This window comes from Desulfoprunum sp., assembly GCF_053613775.1.
Window position 1 is genome coordinate 838879 of sequence record NZ_JBSHXH010000004.1, and the last position, 18592, is coordinate 857470.

Annotated in this window: 14 protein-coding genes; 13 read left to right on the plus strand and 1 reads right to left on the minus strand. The window is 52.9% G+C overall.

Going from position 1 to position 18592, the window contains the following annotated elements; translation table 11 throughout:
* Positions 1-359: 359 nt before the first annotated feature.
* The 13 genes from ACWGKN_RS07790 to ACWGKN_RS07850 all read left to right on the plus strand — a co-directional run bounded on the left by ACWGKN_RS07790 (position 360) and on the right by ACWGKN_RS07850 (position 17247).
* Positions 360-587, plus strand: coding sequence for a hypothetical protein (locus ACWGKN_RS07790; RefSeq protein WP_452094996.1), 228 nt, complete (start codon positions 360-362; stop codon positions 585-587).
* 11 nt (positions 588-598) lie between these two features.
* The gene (locus ACWGKN_RS07795; RefSeq protein WP_452094997.1) at positions 599-1003 is read left to right on the plus strand and encodes a single-stranded DNA-binding protein; all 405 of its coding nucleotides are present in this window, start codon (positions 599-601) and stop codon (positions 1001-1003) included.
* A gap of 171 nt (positions 1004-1174) precedes the next feature.
* Positions 1175-1612 carry a DUF5681 domain-containing protein gene (locus tag ACWGKN_RS07800; RefSeq protein ID WP_452094998.1) on the plus strand — a complete coding sequence of 146 codons (438 nt, stop codon included), beginning with the start codon at positions 1175-1177 and terminating at the stop codon, positions 1610-1612.
* A gap of 8 nt (positions 1613-1620) precedes the next feature.
* Positions 1621-1875, plus strand: a complete 255-nt coding sequence (locus tag ACWGKN_RS07805; protein ID WP_452094999.1) for a hypothetical protein — start codon at positions 1621-1623, stop codon at positions 1873-1875.
* Between the two features lie 142 nt (positions 1876-2017).
* Positions 2018-3526 carry an IS1182 family transposase gene (locus tag ACWGKN_RS07810; RefSeq protein ID WP_452095000.1) on the plus strand — a complete coding sequence of 503 codons (1509 nt, stop codon included), beginning with the start codon at positions 2018-2020 and terminating at the stop codon, positions 3524-3526.
* A gap of 170 nt (positions 3527-3696) precedes the next feature.
* Positions 3697-4026 carry a hypothetical protein gene (locus ACWGKN_RS07815; RefSeq protein ID WP_452095001.1) on the plus strand — a complete coding sequence of 110 codons (330 nt, stop codon included), beginning with the start codon at positions 3697-3699 and terminating at the stop codon, positions 4024-4026.
* A gap of 159 nt (positions 4027-4185) precedes the next feature.
* Entirely contained in the window at positions 4186-7767 is a 3582-nt protein-coding gene (locus ACWGKN_RS07820) for a helicase-related protein (protein ID WP_452095002.1), read from the plus strand.
* A 127-nt stretch (positions 7768-7894) separates the two neighbouring features.
* Positions 7895-8080 carry a hypothetical protein gene (locus ACWGKN_RS07825; protein ID WP_452095003.1) on the plus strand — a complete coding sequence of 62 codons (186 nt, stop codon included), beginning with the start codon at positions 7895-7897 and terminating at the stop codon, positions 8078-8080.
* 92 nt (positions 8081-8172) lie between these two features.
* Positions 8173-8880, plus strand: a complete 708-nt coding sequence (locus tag ACWGKN_RS07830; RefSeq protein ID WP_452095004.1) for a hypothetical protein — start codon at positions 8173-8175, stop codon at positions 8878-8880.
* A gap of 210 nt (positions 8881-9090) precedes the next feature.
* Positions 9091-9993, plus strand: coding sequence for an Abi family protein (locus ACWGKN_RS07835; protein ID WP_452095005.1), 903 nt, complete (start codon positions 9091-9093; stop codon positions 9991-9993).
* A gap of 45 nt (positions 9994-10038) precedes the next feature.
* Positions 10039-12933, plus strand: a complete 2895-nt coding sequence (locus ACWGKN_RS07840) for a DUF1156 domain-containing protein (protein ID WP_452095006.1) — start codon at positions 10039-10041, stop codon at positions 12931-12933.
* An 11-nt stretch (positions 12934-12944) separates the two neighbouring features.
* Positions 12945-16274, plus strand: coding sequence for a Swt1 family HEPN domain-containing protein (locus ACWGKN_RS07845; RefSeq protein WP_452095007.1), 3330 nt, complete (start codon positions 12945-12947; stop codon positions 16272-16274).
* 70 nt (positions 16275-16344) lie between these two features.
* Positions 16345-17247: a toll/interleukin-1 receptor domain-containing protein gene (locus ACWGKN_RS07850; RefSeq protein ID WP_452095008.1), complete on the plus strand. Its 903-nt coding sequence runs from the start codon at positions 16345-16347 to the stop codon at positions 17245-17247.
* Positions 17248-17423: 176 nt separating this feature from the next.
* Here the strand turns inward: ACWGKN_RS07850 and ACWGKN_RS07855 are convergent.
* A protein-coding gene (locus ACWGKN_RS07855) for an IS630 family transposase (protein ID WP_424254284.1) occupies positions 17424-18556 on the minus strand; the annotation gives its coding sequence in 2 pieces (ribosomal slippage) (positions 17424-18127 and positions 18127-18556; 1134 coding nt in all).
* Positions 18557-18592 lie beyond the last annotated feature (36 nt).

Sequence of the window (18592 nt, forward strand, 5' to 3'; positions counted from 1 at the left end):
TACTGCTACACTTGCTACTCTTGCTACACATCCACCGACAGAACCTGAAAATGTAGCAACTGTAGCAGAAGTAGCAGTAGCAACCAGTGATGATAGAAATACCAGGGTGAATGTCCCGACCCCATGCCGGGACTGTAAACGGTTGGAGGTGATCGAGATCATGAACGAGCTGGTGCCGGGTTGTCTCTATCAGGCGGAAGGTGAGTTTCCGGAAGGCTGGCGACGTATAGCGGCAGGGCCGGCACGGTGTATCTGGCCCCCTGCCGCGATGGGTCGGCAGACATCGGCAGACATTAACCAAGACTTACCCACTACCCCAGAGGAGACCACACCATGTCGAAACTAAACCCCCTATTAGCGTGACCGACGAAGAATTGAAGAGGATCAGTTGCCGGGCTGTCGTGGCGCTTAAATCCGCAACTTCGGAGCAGTTGCAGGTTGAGATACTCAGGCTTGCCATGACCCTGGTGACCGCAACCGTTGACACCAACGTGAACACCCAACTGGCCATAGCCCTTGAGATCGTCCGACATGACCTGGCGACCGAAAAAGGACGGGAACTCGATCAAAATCTTGTCATACACTGAGAGGCCCACCGATGAAGGACATGAACGAGTTTCGATTTTCCGGCACGGTCGAGAGGTTCGACCGAATACAGACCAAGACCGGCACCCCGATGGTTGCCTTCACGGTGATGTGCTGGCGGGAGCGTATCCGGACCGTTGCTTTCAAGAGCATTGCAGAACAGACCACCCTCAATCCTGGCGACCGGGTCGAGTGCCGCGGCCATATCCAGGCGACCTCATGGACCGACCAGAACGGGCAGCAGCGGACCGGCTGGCAGGTTGTTGCGCATGAGATCCACCGGGCCGACGACACCGACCGGCAGCAGGACCAACCACAACCACCGGCACGGCAGCAGCCGGCACATCAACCGGAACTATTACCGGATCGGCGACCCGACACCGGCGAGCAGTTCAAATACACTGATGGGCCGTTCTGATGACACCAACACAGCGAACACTCCGAGCTTTGCGGGACCGGGGGGCCTGGTTGCAGCTGTCGTTGAAAGTGGAACGCATACGCCGGGCATCATGGTCTTCGGCAGGACCTGTTCGTCATTATCGATGTGCTGGCCCTCGATATGCGTACATCTTCATTGAGGAGGAAGAAAATGACTGAAAATTCAGGGCAGGTACAGGCGGGGCGGTTTAGGCCAGGACAGTCCGGCAACCCGGCGGGGAAGCCAAAAGGCGCAAAAAATAGGGCCACGATATTGGCCCAAGCCCTGTTCGACAACGAAGCCGAGGTGTTGGTTCGGACGATCATCGAACTTGCTAAGGCAGGAGACATGCAGGCCCTGAAGGTATGTATTGACCGCCTCTGTCCTCCGATAAAAGCACAGTCGGCACCAATACAAGTGGAGATACCGGTGACGGATAGCATGAGCGACCTCGCCAATACCTTCATCAAGGCCGCAGCTGATGGAAGATTATCTCCGGATGTGGCGGCGCAGATGGTGTCCGCAGTCGGCACTCTTGCCCGGGTGGTGGAGATCGACGAATTGAAAGAAAGGTTAATAGCACTCGAAGCCGCGGTGATCCGCAAATAGGAGGCATCATGGATATATCGAAGAAAATCTATCAGGACCTGGGAGCAAAAGAGAGAGCCGTGGCCAGCATCGCCGCGATAAACAGAGGAGATCAAGAAGAGATATACCGCCTGGCGGAGAATGCTACCAAAGATCATGAAAACAAAAAAGCCGCTCTCGCTATAAATCAGGCATTGAATATTTACAATCATTTCATGTTCGAGGCGATAAAGGATTTCCTAGGAGGCTGTCCGAGAATGCCCTTGGTGAGATGTTCGGGTTAGCATGACGGTTCGAGCTCAATGGATACAGCTTAAATAAAGTGCCTGTTTTTATGTCATAACATGATGTAATTTCAGTGTAATTGTTTGTTTTTCTCTGTTTTTATGGTAAATTGCCTCTATTCAAATAAGAGAGAGGTTTTCCATGTCGATTCCCTTCAAGAAAAGTCCGATAGAGTTCAATCAGCGACTGCTGTTTCCAAGCAATATTTTTGATCTGCTACCTGATGATCATGAATGCTACCTGTATAAAGACATATTCAAACAGCTTGACACCACCAGTTTGGAAAGTCAGTACAGCCAGAAAGGGCAAAATGCCTATCATCCCCTGTTGATTATCTCGATCCTGGTATATGCCTATAATCACGGCGTTTTTAGCTCAAGACAAATAGAGAGAAGATGTAATGAAGACCTGTCTTTTATGTATATCAGCGAGATGAATTGCCCCAATTTCCGGGTGATAAGCGATTTCAGGAAAAACAACGCCGCTTATTTCAATGAATGCTTTAAGCAAAGTGTTCTGTTGGCAATGGAATTGGGGCTTGCATCTCTTGGCCATGTGAGCTTGGACGGCTCAAAATTCAAGGCCAATTCCTCTAAACATAAAGCTATGAGCTACAATCGTCTCAAAGAAAAAGAGAAGGAATTAATGGCGGAAGTAGACTCCCTTATCGAAAAAGCCAATAGGTGCGATGAGGAAGAAGACAAGGAATATAAAGAACAAACCGGCTATGAAATTCCTGAAGATTTAAAGCATAAAGAAGAGAGACTCAAGCAAATACAAGCAGCCAAGGAAGCTTTGGAGAAACGCGAAGCATCAATCCATCCCGGCCAAGAAATTGAGGGCAAGAAGCAAATCAGTTTTGCAGATAAAGAAGCTCGCATAATGGGCAAAAATGGCAGCTTTGATTATCAGTACAATGGGCAGATCTGTGTAGACGAAGACAACCAGATTATTGTTGCGCAACATCTCAGCCTGAATGCGAACGACAAAAATGAGGTTGAGCCTGCCCTGAGAAATATGCAGGAAACAACCGGCACTCTGCCATCCAAACTGAGTGCTGATAATGGCTATATGTCAGGAGATAATCTTGAGGCCTTAACCGTCCCTGAGCTTGATGCATATGTTGCTACCGACAAAGGAGAGAAGAAGAACAAGGTCTCCTTGGACGACTCGAACCGTAACCTCACAAAAGCAGATTTTATCTATAATGCACAGGATGACTGCTTTACATGTCCCGGTGGGCAAATCCTGGAGCTTAAAAATGAATCTAAAGCCGGCAAAAAGACATACCAGGGTTCCCCAGATGTTTGTGCCGATTGTGACTATAAAAGCAGGTGTTGTAAATCAGCCAAAGGCGAAGCCAGAACCATAAACACGGACGACAAAGAGCCGTTACGTCAACAGATGAATGCCAAAATGGAGGAAAAATCCTCCAAAGAAATTTACAAGAAACGAAAAGTAATTGTGGAGCCGGTGTTCGGCCAGATAAAGAACACCGGCTTCCGAGGATTCAGCGTCAGAGGGCATGGAAAAACAAGTGGTGAATTCTCCCTCGTGTGTACTGTACATAACCTTAAAAAGATAATGAAAGCCATTTTGAGAGGAGTGGTACGTTCGGAATCAGGGAATTTAGTGGCAAATATGGCATAATGAGTTGGAATTGACCGAGATTTAGGCGAAAATCTCTTCCATGAGATTTTGTATGTGCATATTCCTCTTAATCTCTCTTGGCGGCATTCTACGCTACTCTTTTTATGGTTAGGCTGCGCAACGGACTCTGCTTTAAGTCGTTATTCTCGGACAAGCTCCTAGTCACGACGGTGAAATCAAGCGCAGCATGTGCCTTTTGTAAAGGTTGGCTTGCCGCAGGTGGTTCACATGAAAATCTTGATTATCAAAAGAAAAAATCTACAGCGGAAGCATTAACCATGCTGAGCGGAGATATGGTTAGTGAGATTGAGATGATACGGCAGGCGGCAAAAATATGGTGCAAAAAAAATAATATTCCATTGAGCCTTTTCTCAGGCCCACTATGCGTCCAACCCCTCGATGAGAGTGATGAAATAGATAATGAAATCAAGCCGCAAGATAATAGTGAGACCTCTAAAATAATCATGTCGATGTTTGACAATATTGAATTGCCTCGATAGTGGCGACTCGAACATTATCGCCTATCACAAAGTGGTATTCTGTTCACGAAAACTGGAAGAAAACCTCCTTGAGTACAAACAATCCTTGATTTCATTGTTTTTCAGCAGTTAGTTGAAGAATCTACTAATATTACAACTGATCGAGGATTTAGGGGGAAAATGATCCGTCTCGAAGACCTGAAACCCAATGCCGCCGTACGTGGCCTGCTGCCCGACAGCCTGGTCACCGTCGTCAATGTCCAGTGGTTCGGGTCCGAGGCCCTGGAACTGACCTACAAGGCCCCCAACGGCAAGGTCGCCAACGAGTTGCTGTATCGCAGTGATGAGCCTCGACTTGAACTGGTCGAGCAGGGCCGTCCCTGGAGTTTCGATGGGGACGGGGCCATGTTCCGCCTCGTCTCCGAAGCACACCGCATCCATCTCGCCCACCTGTTCGATCCGGTCCTTGCCGTCCATACCTCCTTGGTCGATCCCCTGCCCCATCAGATCACCGCGGTGTATGAATCAATGCTGCCGCGGCAACCGCTCCGCTTCCTACTGGCTGACGATCCTGGTGCCGGCAAGACGATCATGGCCGGCCTGTTTATCAAGGAGCTTATTGCCCGAGGTGACCTCCAGCGCTGCCTGATCGTCTGCCCTGGGAGTCTTGCTGAACAGTGGCAGGATGAGCTCTATCGCCGCTTCTCCCTGCCGTTTGAGATCCTCACCAATGATAAACTCGAAGCCGCCCGGACCGGCAACTGGTTCCTCGAGACGAACCTGATCATCGCCCGCCTGGATAAGCTCTCGCGCAATGAGGAGGTGCAGCACAAACTGCAGGCCCCGGACTGCCGCTGGGACCTGATCGTCTGTGACGAGGCCCATAAGATGTCGGCGACCGTCTTCGGCACCGAGGCCAAATACACCAAACGCTACCGGCTTGGTCAACTCCTCTCGACCCTCACCCGGCACTTCCTGCTCATGACAGCGACGCCGCACAACGGCAAGGAGACTGATTTCCAGCTCTTCATGGCCCTGCTCGATGGAGACCGCTTTGAAGGACGTTTCCGGGATGGCGTCCATTCTGCCGACGTCTCCGACCTGATGCGCCGTATGGTCAAGGAGAACCTGCTCAAGTTTGACGGCACCCCCCTGTTCCCCGAGCGTATCGCCTATACCGTACCGTATAAGCTCTCACTGGACGAAGCCCGTCTGTATAAGGCGGTGACCGACTACGTTCGCGAGGAGTTCAACCGGGCCGAGGCCCTGGAGAATGACAAGCGCGCCGGGACAGTCGGTTTCGCCCTGACCATCCTGCAGAGACGCCTCGCCTCCTCTCCCGAGGCCATCTATCAGTCACTCCGCCGCCGGAGGGAACGGCTGGAGAGTCGCCTGCGGGAACTGGAGGTGCTGCAGCGTGGCGGCCAGTTACCTTTCATCCTTTCCTCTCATTTGCCGATTTTGGATGCTGAAGATGTCGAGGACCTCGAAGATGCACCGGATAATGAGATCGCGACCGCCGAAGGGGAAATCCTTGACCAGGCCACGGCTGCTCGCTCTCTCCAGGAACTGAAGGCCGAGATCGAGACCCTGAAGGGACTTGAGGCTATCGCCCTCAGCGTGCGAAATGCCGGCACCGATACCAAGTGGTGTCAGCTGGCAAGCCTGCTCAACGAGATCTTCACCTCCACCCCTGCAGCCAATTCTGTCGCGGAACCGGTCATTCCCTATGGGGCCGGCAAGATTCCGCCACACAAGCCGTCCGTCCACCAAAAACTGGTAATCTTCACCGAGCACCGCGACACCCTCAACTATCTGGAGAATAGGATAACGACCCTGCTGGGGCGGAAATCGGCTGTGGTGGTTATCCATGGCGCCATTGGCCGTGAGGATCGACTGAAGACCCAGGAGACCTTCAAGCATGACCCTGAGGTCCAGGTCCTGTTGGCCACCGATGCCGCCGGCGAGGGTATCAATCTGCAGCGCGCCCATCTCATGGTCAACTACGATCTGCCCTGGAACCCCAATCGTCTCGAACAGCGTTTCGGCCGGATCCACCGTATCGGTCAGACCGAGGTCTGTCACCTGTGGAACCTCGTAGCCGAAGAGACCCGGGAAGGTGATGTCTACCGCAAACTGCTCGATAAGCTGGAGCAGGCCCGGCAGTCCCTCGGCGGCCAGGTTTTTGATGTCCTCGGCAAGCTCCAGTTTGAGGGCAAAGCACTGCGCGACCTGCTCATCCAGGCCATCCGTTATGGCGAACAGCCCGAGGTCAAGGCCTATCTCACCACCGTCCTTGACCAGGCCCTCGACAGGGACCAGCTACGCGACCTGCTCGAAGACCATGCCCTGGCCCATGATGCGATGGATGCCAGCAGAATTCGCACCATCCGTGAAGACATGGAGCGTGCCGATGCTAAACGACTGCAGCCCCACTATATCGAGTCTTTTTTTCGGGAGGCCTTTCAGAAACTCGGGGGTACTGATAGAAAAAGAGAGCCCAGACGTTATGAGATCACTCATGTGCCTGCTCCCATCAGAAACCGTGACCGGTTGATCGGTATCGGAGAGCCGGTCCTTCCCCGCTACGAGCGTATCACCTTCGAGAAAGACCTCGTCAACCCTCAGGGCCAGCCTCTTGCCGCCTTTGTCTGCCCCGGCCACCCGCTGCTCGACTCGGTGATCGACCTGACCCTGGAGAGGCATCGCGATCTGCTCAAAAGGGGTTCCGTTCTGGTCGATGAGCGCGACCATGGCACCCAGCCCCGGGTGCTCTTTTATCTCGAACATGCCATCCAGGATGCCGGCATCACCAGGACAGGGGAAAGACGCGTCATCTCCAAACGGATGATGTACGTAGAGCTTGATAAGGACGGTACAAGCCGGCATGTACATTACGCCCCGTATCTCGATTACCGACCGTTACACGCTTCCGAACCGCAGATTGAGCAGATTCTCGCCAGACCAGAGTGCAGCTGGATCGGCCGGGAACTGGAACAGCAGGCCCAAGGGTATGCGATTGCCCACGTAGTGCCTGAGCACCTTGCGGAGGTGCGTGACGGTCGCCTTAACCTGATCAGCAAAACCGAGGCCGCTGTCAAAGAGCGCCTCACCAAGGAGATTACCTACTGGGACCATCGCGCCGAGCAACTCAAGCTGCTGGAGCAGGCCGGCAAGGTCAATGCCCGGCTCAACTCCGGCGAGGCCAGAAAACGGGCTGATGGCCTGCAGGCCCGTCTGCAGAAACGACTTGAAGACCTCAAGCTCGAGGCCCAGATATCCCCGCTGCCGCCGGTCGTGATAGGAGGCCTCCTGGTCGTCCCTATCGGACTCATCAATCTCATGGCAGGGAGAACTGAAGGATCGCCGCCCCAGTCACATGACACCCAGGCTGCCGCAGCTGCAGCAAGAGCTGTAATCATGGAGGTCGAACGCAGTCTCGGATATGAGCCGACTGATCGTGAATTAGAAAAACTCGGCTATGACATTGAAAGTCGTATCCCCAATACCGGTCGGTTGAGATTTGTTGAAGTCAAAGGCCGTATCTCCGGCGCCCAAACCCTTACCGTCACCCGCAACGAGATCCTCTACTCCCTGAACAAGCCTGACGATTTCATCCTGGCCATTGTCGAGTTCCTCGGCGATAACGAGCACAAGGTCCATTATCTGCGTAACCCCTTCCGCAGGGAACCTGATTTTGGAGTGACCAGTGTCAACTATGACTTCGCCGAGCTGTTGGCCAGGGCCGGGGAGGCATCATAAATATGCCATCCGAACTATAGCGGAGTAATTAAGCTAAAAATCAGAATATTATGAAAACGTAAAAGGAAGCCCCAGAACAGCAATCAAGCGGATACAAAAACAGATCCAGTGAAAGATCGACAAAATCATGAAAGAGGCCAACTTCGAAATTCCCGCTTATGAAGCGGAGATCGAAATGGAAAATCATCCCGGTAAAAATGATATGGGATTTTGCCACACCTTCTGGACAGTCAGGAAAAGAATCCTCAGAGAGGAGTACAATATTGAATGGCAGTCTCCAGCGGAGAGGAATCTTGGAATTATATATGACTGAGGATATCTGGCAAGGCCAATGCATGTCCCTCTTCATCCTCTCTTGGGTAGAATAAATTGTTAAACCTCTTTGCCCTTACCCATAGGAATTCCATGCACAGCAAAGAACACCTCATTCGGTATTTGGAGTCCCTCATTCATGAACTGAGGGAGAACGAAAGTCGCGAGGATGCCTATAGAGCCATCCGTAGGTTCAGAATTTTCTACCCGTTCTCGGATGAGAAATTCAAGTATCGTTTACGCAGCATCGAACACAAGATTGATAGTCTGCTTGACCGACCAGTTGACTTATGCCGCATGGCCAATTCGGATGGCGACAATATAAGTTTAATGACGGGACGCGGCACCTCGGAAAGAGCAAAAGGAGTCAAGTACCTTTCTGATTGGATGGGTAACCCAAACGAAATCACTATTGCGGACCCGTTTTTCATAAAGAATTCCGGGGTAATTTCCGAGGTCGACTACAAAAACTCACTTCAAAGGCTTCTTCCGCAGTCATTAAAGAAGATTGAGCTATTTATCGGACTTAGAACACAAAAGTATCAAAAGGCCAGCATTGCCAGGTGGTTCAATCAACTTTGCGCAACGCGCGACATCCAACTCGAAGTTTTCCATCAGGAAGAAGTACATGACCGTGTCTGGTTGAAGAATGGAAATGATGCATTAGTAGTGGGCACCTCGTTCAACGGCCTTGGAAACAAGTGCGCATTTTTGCTTAATCTCGACGCAACAGATACTGCCAGCTTCAATGCTGAGTTGCGCCGAATTCGTGTTGCGTACAGATGCAGTGCCCAAGTTTAACCACTCATTCCATCCGACCTGCACTGCAAGCCGCACAGGATAGTGAATTCAAACAGTAGCAAGCAATGAAGAAAAATTCATTGAACCCAGTGACAAACTGAACTGATAATGCTATTGTACCGATACATATCACCGAACAACACCCGCCACGCCTCTGCAGGTGCAAACCTGCATGCGCACCCCGGCGGGTTACTTTTTTGGAGAGTTTGAGTGAAGTACGGCAAACCTCCCCTTTCCATCGATCAACAGATTGTCCTTCTTCTCTCCCGAGGCATGATCGTCGCGGATCGTGCTCGGGCTGCCCGCTATCTCTCCAATATCAGTTATTTCCGATTGCGCGGCTACTGGATCCCCTTCGAAGTCCCGGAACCGGCTGGAGCGGACCACCGCTTTCAACCCGGTACCACCTTTAACGATGTACTCGATCTCTATGTCTTCGACCGAAAGTTCCGGCTTCTTATCTTGGAGGCCATCGAGCGCATCGAGGTTTCTTTTCGCGCCCATTTTGCCAACGAGTTGGGGATCCGTTACGGGAGTCATTTCTATCTGGATGCGGCCCATTTTTTCCGAAACGATATCCACCGGCAGCTTCTGGAGAGCCTGGAGCAGGAGGTCGCCCGCAGCAAGGAGCCCTTCATCGAGCACTACCGGGCTACCTATACCAAGCCAGAACTACCTCCGATCTGGGCGGTCAGTGAAGTGATGTCCTTCGGTCAGCTCTCCCATTGGTACAAGAACCTCAAGAAACGTGGCGACCGCCAAACGCTTGCCCGAGTGTATAACCTCGACGAGGCCATCCTGCAGTCATTCATGCATCATCTCACCCATGTCCGTAACATCACCGCCCATCATGGCCGGTTGTGGAACCGGCGACTGACTATCACTATGTCCCAACCCAGGCAGCCGAAGGAACTGGCTCTGATGTTCAATACCCGGCGTGACCGGTACATCGCCAATACAGTGATCATGCTGGGGTACCTACTGAAATTGATCAGCCCCGGAACCACATGGCCAGAACGATTGCGGCATCTCATCGAAGACGCAACCCGGATCGATCCCGTGGCTATGGGCTTTGCCACCGATTGGCGGGAACTACCGCTGTGGCGCCGATAATCATAAAAAACACCCTGTAACGAAAAAGGATAAAAGAGGATATCGATGGATAAAAGGAAGAAGAAACTCATCGAGGTCGCTTTGCCTCTTGTCGCGATTAATACAGCCGCTGCCCGGGAGAAATCGATCCGCCATGGCCATCCCAGCACCCTGCATCTCTGGTGGGCGCGGCGACCGCTGGCGGCGGCACGTGCGGTCATCTTTGCACAGATGGTGGACGACCCGTCGGCCTACCCGGACCTTTTCCCAACAGAAAAGGCCCAGGAGAAGGAACGTCAGCGGCTCTTCAAGATCATTGAGGATCTGGTGCAGTGGGAGAACACCACCAACGAGGTGGTCATACAGAGGGCGCGAGACGAGATCTGGCAGAGCTGGCGGCGAGCCTGTGCCGAGAACGCCGATCATCCCAGAGCCAAGGAACTCTTTGATCGGCATAAGCTGCCCGCCTTTCATGATCCCTTTGCAGGTGGCGGCGCCCTCCCGCTGGAAGCACAACGCCTAGGGCTGGAAAGCTATGCCTCGGACCTCAATCCGGTGGCTGTGCTGATCAACAAGGCGATGATTGAGATCCCGCCGAAGTTTGCCGGCATACCGCCGGTGAATCCCGACTGGCAGGGTACATCTTCGGCGGAGCAGTCGTTGAGAAAATGGGGTGGGGCGCAGGGCCTAGCCGAAGATGTGCGGTACTATGGGCAGTTGATGCGCGATGAGGCCGAGAAACGCATCGGGCATCTCTACCCCAAGATTGAGGTCACTGCGGCAATTGTACAGGAACGGCCGGACCTGAAGAAATATGTTGGGCAGAAGCTCACTGTTATCGCCTGGATCTGGGCACGGACCGTCAAGAGTCCCAATCCGGCCTTTGCCGATGTGGATGTACCGCTGGCCTCGAACTTTATGCTCTCGACCAAGGCTGGCAAGGAGGCATATGTTGAGCCGGTGATCGAGGACGGCGGCTACCGATTTACTGTAAAGGTAGGCAAGCCCAAAAATGTGGAAGTGGTGAAGAGAGGTAGTAAGTCCGGAGGAAGTCACAGCTGCTTTCTCTGCTTGATGTCGGAAACCCCTATGCCATTTGATTATCTTCGCGCAGAAGGCAGAGCCGGACGCATAGGCAATCGGTTGATGGCCATTGTCGCTGAAGGGGAACGTGGACGTGTCTACCTGCCGCCAACGGAGGATATCGAATCCATAGCAGATTCTGCAAAACCATTGTGGAGGCCGGAGGTCGACATTTGTCACTGGCCAGGCCGTACTAATGTGGTCGAGTACGGGATGACGAAATTTGGCGACCTCTTTACCCCGCGCCAACTTGTGGCACTTGCGACCTTCTCCGACCTGGTGCAGGAAATGCGAGAGCGGGTGAGAAACGACGCCATAAAAGCCGGCCTGCCTGATGATGGCAAAACTCTTTGTGAAGGAGGCACTAATGCCACGGCGTATGCCGATTCGGCAGGGGTGTACTTAGCGTTTCTAGTGAATCAGGTTGCAAACCACTCGTCATCTGTATGCGGATGGAATTCTGCAAATGCCCAAATGCGTGCTGTCTTTGCTCGACAAGCAATTCCAATGGTATGGGATTATGCAGAGAGCAATCCCTTTTGTTATTCCTCTGGAAGTTTCAACAACCTGTCTGAACGACAAGTCAAGGGATTCGAGGCACTAGGTAATGGACTGCCTGGATTCGCGAATCAGGCTGATGCAAACTGCCAGACGATATCCTCTCATAAGGTTGTCTCCACTGATCCTCCCTACTATGACAATATTGGCTACGCAGATCTTTCAGATTTCTTCTATGTCTGGCTACGCCGATCATTGAAGCTCGTTTTCCCAGAACTCTTCGCCACCCTCGCAGTGCCCAAAGCCGAGGAACTGATCGCCTCACCATACCGGCATGGTGGTAAAATGAAGGCAGAAGCCTTCTTCCTCTCCGGCATGACGCAGGCGATGCACCGTCTGGTCGAGCAGACAAATCCGACCTTTCCGGTCACCATCTATTATGCCTTCAAACAGGCAGAGGATGACGGAGTGGACGGTACAACCAATACCGGCTGGGACACCTTCTTGGCCGCCATCATAGAGGCAGGATTTGCTATAAGTGGTACATGGCCTCTGCGAACAGAAAAACAAGGCCGGGTAATAGGCAATGACTCCAATGCGCTCGCTTCTAGCATTGTCATCGTCTGCAACAAACGCACCACCAACATGCTAATTGTTACCCGTCGTGAGTTTCTCACCACACTGAAAACAGAGTTACCAAAAGCCCTGACACATCTACAGCGTGGCAATATTGCGCCAGTGGACTTAGCCCAGGCAGCCATTGGCCCGGGCATGGCAGTCTATACCCGATACACCAAAGTCCTCGACGCCGAGGGTAGGGCCCTCACCGTGCGCGAAGCCCTCTCTCTTATCAACCAGACACTTGACGAGGCCCTGGCCGAGCAGGAAGGCGACTTCGATGCCGACAGCCGCTGGGCGCTCACCTGGTTCGAGCAGGTCGGTTTTGCAGAGGGTGAGTACGGGGTGGCTGAGCAGCTCTCTGTTTCTAGGAATACCGCCGTGGCCGGCCTTGTCGAAGCCGGGATTGTGGTATCTAAAGCCGGCAAGGTACGTTTGTTAAAACCAGCCGAACTACCCGCCGACTGGGATCCCGGAACCGACACCCGCCTCACCGTCTGGGAGATGGTCCACCAGTTGATCCGCGCCCTCGAAGTCGGGGGTGAAGGCGCTGCCGCAGTTCTGGTCGCAAGACTCGGCAGCCAGGCCGAAACCGCCCGTGAACTCTGCTACCGTCTCTACACCCTCTGTGAGCGCAAGAAGCGCACCAGCGAGGCCATGTCTTATAACGGCCTGGTACAGAGCTGGCCAGAGATCACTCGGCTTGCCGGCGAAGAAAAGGCGAATACACCCAAAAAACCTGAACAACCCAATCTGTTTTAACAGGAGCAGACATGGCTATCACCAACCACGAGCGGGTCGGCAAGGCGCTGGAATTTCTCAAGCACGGCCTCGGGCCTTTTGCCGAACGCGAGTACAGGAATATCTACAAGGACAGGGCAGCGGAGGAGATCCGGAAATTTGTCGGCGACGATCGCATTAATGTCGATAAACCAATGGCCGAGTGGGACGTGGCGGTCTTGCTAAAACTGATGTGGGATTCCTGGAATACTGTCTTTCGTCTCACTCTTGGGCATACGGAAAGGAGCCTGGTCAGTGAGCTGCGTGATTATCGCAATAAATGGGCGCACCAGGAATCCTTCACCAGCGACAACACCTATCGGGCCCTGGATTCGGCCTCAAGGCTGCTGGCGGCCGTTTCCGCTCCCCAAGCCGACGAGATCGAGAAGATGAAGATGGAACTGCTGCGCCTGCGGTTTGATGAGCAGGTGCGCAGTGAGAAACGTAAAACCGCCGGCACGGCTATCGAGAGCGCGGCTACGGGGAATCTCAAGCCCTGGCGGGAGGTCGTTACTCCCCATAAGGATGTGGCCAGTGGTAAGTACCAACAGGCCGAGTTTGCCGCTGACCTCTGGCAGGTTCATCTTGGTGAGGGGACCGATGAGTACCGCAACCCGGTGGAGTTCTTCCGTCGCACCTATCTCACCGAGAGTCTCAAAGGGATGCTGGTGGGTGGCGTTCGACGCATCACCGGCCAGGGCGGCGACCCCGTGGTCCAGCTGCAGACGAATTTCGGCGGCGGCAAGACCCATTCGATGCTGGCCCTCTATCACCTCTTTTCCGGCATCAGTCCCAATGAACTGCCCGGGATCGATGCGGTGATGCACGAGGCGGAAGCGACCTCGGTACCGTCGGCCCGTCGGGTAGTCCTGGTCGGCAACAAGATTTCCCCCGGCAATCCCTCGACCAAACCGGACGGCACGGTCGTGCATACCCTCTGGGGTGAAATGGCCTGGCAGCTTGGCGGGAAGAAGGCCTATGCCCGCATCCAGAAGGATGACGAGAAGGCCACCAGCCCAGGCGATGTCCTACGCGAACTGTTCAACGAATACGGCCCCTGCCTGATCCTGATCGACGAGTGGGTCGCCTATGCCCGGCAGCTGCACGACCAGAGTGATCTGCCGGCCGGTGGATTCGAGACCCAGTTCACCTTTGCCCAGGTATTGACCGAATCAGCCAAGCTGGCCGGGAACTGCCTACTAGTGATCAGTCTTCCTGCCTCCGATACCTCTGGTTCACCCCATACACAGGCTGATGATGTCGAGGTTGGGGGTCAGCGAGGTCGGGAGGCCCTTGACCGCCTGCGCAACGTCGTCGGCCGGATCGAATCGTCGTGGCGGCCTGCCAGTGCCGAGGAAGGATTCGAGATTGTCCGGCGCCGGCTGTTTGAGCCGCTGGCTAATCCTGCCCAATTCATTGATCGTGATGTGGTGGCCCGGGGCTTTGCCGAACTCTACCGCACCCAGTCGGCGGAGTTTCCCCCGGAATGCCGGGACTCTGAATATGAAAAACGGATCAAAGCCGCCTACCCGATCCATCCTGAGATTTTTGACCGGCTCTATACCGACTGGTCGACCCTGGTGAAGTTTCAGCGGACCCGAGGGGTACTGCGTCTGATGGCGGCCGTTATTCACAGCCTGTGGGAAAAGGGTGATAAGAACCCGCTGATCATGCCGGCAAATATCTCTATCGATGACCCCAGGGTGCAATTCGAATTGACCCGGTATTTGACTGACAACTGGGTACCGGTCATCGAAAAGGATGTGGATGGCCCAAATTCTCTGCCCCTGCGGGTGGATGGCGAGGTGCCGAATCTCGGCAAGTTTGCGGCCTGCCGGCGGGTTGCCCGGACCATCTATATGGGCTCGGCGCCACTCACCCAGGCCGCACACCGGGGTATTGAAGATAGAAGAGTCAAGCTGGGATGTGTCATTCCAGGCGAATCACCTGCGATTTTTGGCGATGCTCTCCGGCGCCTGGCGGGAGTGGCCACCTACCTCTACCAGGATGGTCCACGCTACTGGTACTCAACCCAGCCCACGGTCACCAAGCTTGCTGATGATCGGGCCGAACAACTCAAGCGCGATACGGATAAGATCGTCCAGGAACTCAACAACCGCCTCCGGGAAAATCTGCGGGAAATGGGCGATTTCAGCCGTATCCATCCCATGCCGCATTCCGGCCAGGAGGTTCCCGATGATACCGATGCCCGGCTGGTGGTGCTCGGGATCGACTATCCGTACAGTAAAGAACAGTCTAGCCCGGCAGAGCTTGCCGCCAAGGCGATATTCGAATCCCGTGGCAATACACCGAGACTCTATCGGAATACGCTGATCTTCCTCGCCGCCGATAAAACCCGATTGCAGGATCTCGATGAAGCAGTCCGGAAGTATCTCGCCTGGGACTCGATCCTGGCCGAGAAGGTCACCCCCCTCAATCTCGACCCGCAGCAGGTGAAACAGGCAGAGACTCAGAAATCCATGGCCGACGGAGCGGTCAAGGCCCGTTTGCCCGAAACCTATCAATGGCTGCTGGTGCCGACTCAGAAGACCCCTGCGGCGGCCGTCGAGTGGCAGGCATTCCGTCTCACCGGCCAGGACGCTCTTGCGGTCAGGGCCAGCAAGAAACTCAAGAACGATGAGCTGATGATCACGAGCTTTGCCCCCACATTACTGCGGATGGAACTGGACCGAATACCTCTATGGCGAGGGAATAATGTCCCCGTCAGGCAGGTTGTCGAGGATTTCGCCCGCTACCCCTATCTACCGCGCTTGAAAAGCCCGGGAGTACTGATTTCGGCGATTCAATCCGGCTTGGTGTTGATGACCTGGGAGAAAGATTCCTTTGCCTATGCTGAGAGCTTTGATGAGGTTGAACAGCGATATCGCGGTTTACGGACGATGCAGTTAATACCGCTGACGAGCAATGATATCCAGGGATTGCTGGTAAAACCTGAGATAGCGTTAAAACAGATAGAGGCAGAGAGGATACCTCCACCACCCCCACCTCCAGAGGACGAAAAAGACAGAGAAAGGCCACCCGGCCCAGGCCCTGACCCGGTTACCCCTCCAAATCCCAAGAAGCCCTCGCCACGACGTTTTTATGGCACAGTCGACCTAGATGCCACCAGGGTCGGTCGTGATGCTGGAAAGGTCGCTGAGGAGGTTATAGCCCACCTCTCCGGCCTGGTCGGGGCCAGAGTCACAGTGACCCTGGAGATATCCGCTGAGATTCCTGCTGGGGTTCCAGACAATGTGGTCCGTATCGTCACCGAAAACAGCCGAACGCTGAAGTTCACCAGTCAGGGATTTGAGAAGGAGTAGGGATGATATAGTGGAAATATGTTGCCTTTAGAAAGACCTCGGCCAAGGTCTCCAATCTTTTGAGGAATCCATGAAAGTATTCGTTAGTCACAGCAGCGCAGACAAGCTCATTGCAGAGGCATTTATAGACCTTTTGCGAGCCTCCCTTCCCCTATCCGCAAAAGATATCCGTTGCACAAGCGTTGACGGCTATAAACTCCCAGCGGGAACGAATTCTGACGAACAACTTAGGCAAGAAGTATTTGAGGCAAAGGCATTTATAGCGCTACTGAGTCCTCAGAGCATCCGATCTATGTATGTGATGTTTGAATTAGGTGCGAGGTGGGGAGCAAAGCGCTATTTTGCGCCGGTGATGGTCTCGGGCTTGACACCAAGCGCAATCAAGGCCCCACTTTCTGCAATTCATGCCGTAACTGGTACCTCCGAGGGTGATGTCCATCAGCTCATTGAAACACTCTCCGAGCGCCTTGAAATCGAGTCTGAGAAGCCAGCAGCTTACGGCAAGGCATTGAAAGCGTTTGTCACGGCATCAAATCCTGACGTTAACATCCGAGACGGAAACGAGGAATCATCATACGAACCTCTCGTACTCAGCAAATTAGTTCACCCTGGCCTGATGACTCCCGCCCACAACAATTGTGTCATCAGAGGACGACTTTTCAACAAGTCCAAACAAAAGGGGGTAATCGACAAATTACAAGCATATGATCGCAATGGCGCACATTTGATTGTCACATGGTCAAATCGAATCGACCAATATGGAAACCCGGAAAATCCATGCGAATTAATCGGTATCGTTGATAGTGAAGATATCTTTGTCAGACAGAATAATGGAGAGGAAATCGAATATTGCAAATTGGAAGTTTACCACTCTCTCTCTGATGGGCCACTCATAGGTGTGTTTGATGAATACGAAGACTGGATCGACCAACAATCAAATTCAGCGGGCCCCAAAAACCGGGATTCTGATTAAACCGTTACACAACTTTGTTGCGCAGAAATAAAGGAATAACACATGGCCAATATGCTTGATTGGAATACCCTGGATCATAAAGTGAAAGCCTATCTTGATCCTGATAATGGAATCGACACTTCTCAAAAGGCATTCCCAATATTGATGGTCTCTTCCATACTAGTATATAGTACAGTTTAAAGTTTCGGATATAACCGTTTCAGTTTGATGCGAGCGTCAACAGTTTTGAAATGCCAGTCCACCTTTGTTTGCCGGTTGTTTCGGTCATTATTCCAGGCCGTCACCTTTGCTCGCATTTTTTCAATACAATCGATTCGAACTGCAAGACACTGTCGCTTTAACACACTGAGTTCAATCTCAGCGATATTGAGCCAGCTTCCATGCTTCGGTGTGTAATGTATTTCCAATCGATTCGCTAAATCCCTGGCCTCTTCAGGAGGAAAAGCGCAGTACAATGAGGATATTGCATGAGTATTGAGATTGTCCATGATGAGGACCACCTTTTCAGCGTCCCGATACCGCTCTTCAAGCATTTCCCTGATGAAGTATGCCCAGTCAACTTGGGTCCGACGCTCGGTAATTTTTACATTTCGCTTCCCTCCGAGCGGTTCAACCTCCATAAATATGTTGGCAACTCCATTGCGAACATATTCGTCGTCCATAAGAACAGGATGACCTGGCGCTGCAGGAATCGGTTGCTGCACTTCCCCGATCAGTTGCATGCTCGATTCGTCCATACACACCACCGGAAATCTGGGATCATACGAGCGCGCATAAACTTCAAGAACATCTTCCATCGCTGCTATAAAGCTTGCGTTTTGGTCCGGCGGGATTTTCCAATACTTGCTTTGGTGAGGTTTAAGTTCATTTTTTTTAAAGTGTTACATACGGTCATCGGAGAAACACTCGGTACAATATTTAGCTCGACCATCTTTTCAGCCAAAAGCCGAACTGTCCACCGACTTCTACCTTCAGGTGCCTGTGAACAGGCCAAGGCCAAAAGTTTTGCTTCAAAATCACCGCCAAATTGGATCTCGCGTGGAGGAGTCTGCCGTTCTTTACGCTCAATGGCAGCAGAAAGACCTTGTTCGACGAACCGTTTTTTTAAATGTTCGAGGCTCCGAGAGGTAATCCCCAGAGCTTCTGCAACCCTTTCGACTAACCACTTGGGACCGTATTCTCCTGCGTCAAGTAACAGTAATGCCCGAGAATATAATACTGTGCGAGCAGCTCTTTTGCCCTTAGTTGATATGGCCTCTAACTCATGCCGCTCTTCTTTGGTCAAGGTTACCCTGTATCGTGGTGCCATGTCGTCCTCCTTGTATGGGATATATGAACGACAATA

What these genes read in the sequence shown, in the direction of transcription:
- ACWGKN_RS07795 (WP_452094997.1), top strand. Translation starts at nt 599, where the DNA reads ATGAAGGACATGAACGAGTTTCGATTTTCCGGCACGGTCGAGAGGTTC.
- ACWGKN_RS07800 (WP_452094998.1), top strand. Translation starts at nt 1,175, where the DNA reads ATGACTGAAAATTCAGGGCAGGTACAGGCGGGGCGGTTTAGGCCAGGA.
- ACWGKN_RS07805 (WP_452094999.1), top strand. Translation starts at nt 1,621, where the DNA reads ATGGATATATCGAAGAAAATCTATCAGGACCTGGGAGCAAAAGAGAGA.
- ACWGKN_RS07810 (WP_452095000.1), top strand. Translation starts at nt 2,018, where the DNA reads ATGTCGATTCCCTTCAAGAAAAGTCCGATAGAGTTCAATCAGCGACTG.
- ACWGKN_RS07820 (WP_452095002.1), top strand. Translation starts at nt 4,186, where the DNA reads ATGATCCGTCTCGAAGACCTGAAACCCAATGCCGCCGTACGTGGCCTG.
- ACWGKN_RS07825 (WP_452095003.1), top strand. Translation starts at nt 7,895, where the DNA reads ATGAAAGAGGCCAACTTCGAAATTCCCGCTTATGAAGCGGAGATCGAA.
- ACWGKN_RS07830 (WP_452095004.1), top strand. Translation starts at nt 8,173, where the DNA reads ATGCACAGCAAAGAACACCTCATTCGGTATTTGGAGTCCCTCATTCAT.
- ACWGKN_RS07840 (WP_452095006.1), top strand. Translation starts at nt 10,039, where the DNA reads ATGGATAAAAGGAAGAAGAAACTCATCGAGGTCGCTTTGCCTCTTGTC.
- ACWGKN_RS07845 (WP_452095007.1), top strand. Translation starts at nt 12,945, where the DNA reads ATGGCTATCACCAACCACGAGCGGGTCGGCAAGGCGCTGGAATTTCTC.
- ACWGKN_RS07850 (WP_452095008.1), top strand. Translation starts at nt 16,345, where the DNA reads ATGAAAGTATTCGTTAGTCACAGCAGCGCAGACAAGCTCATTGCAGAG.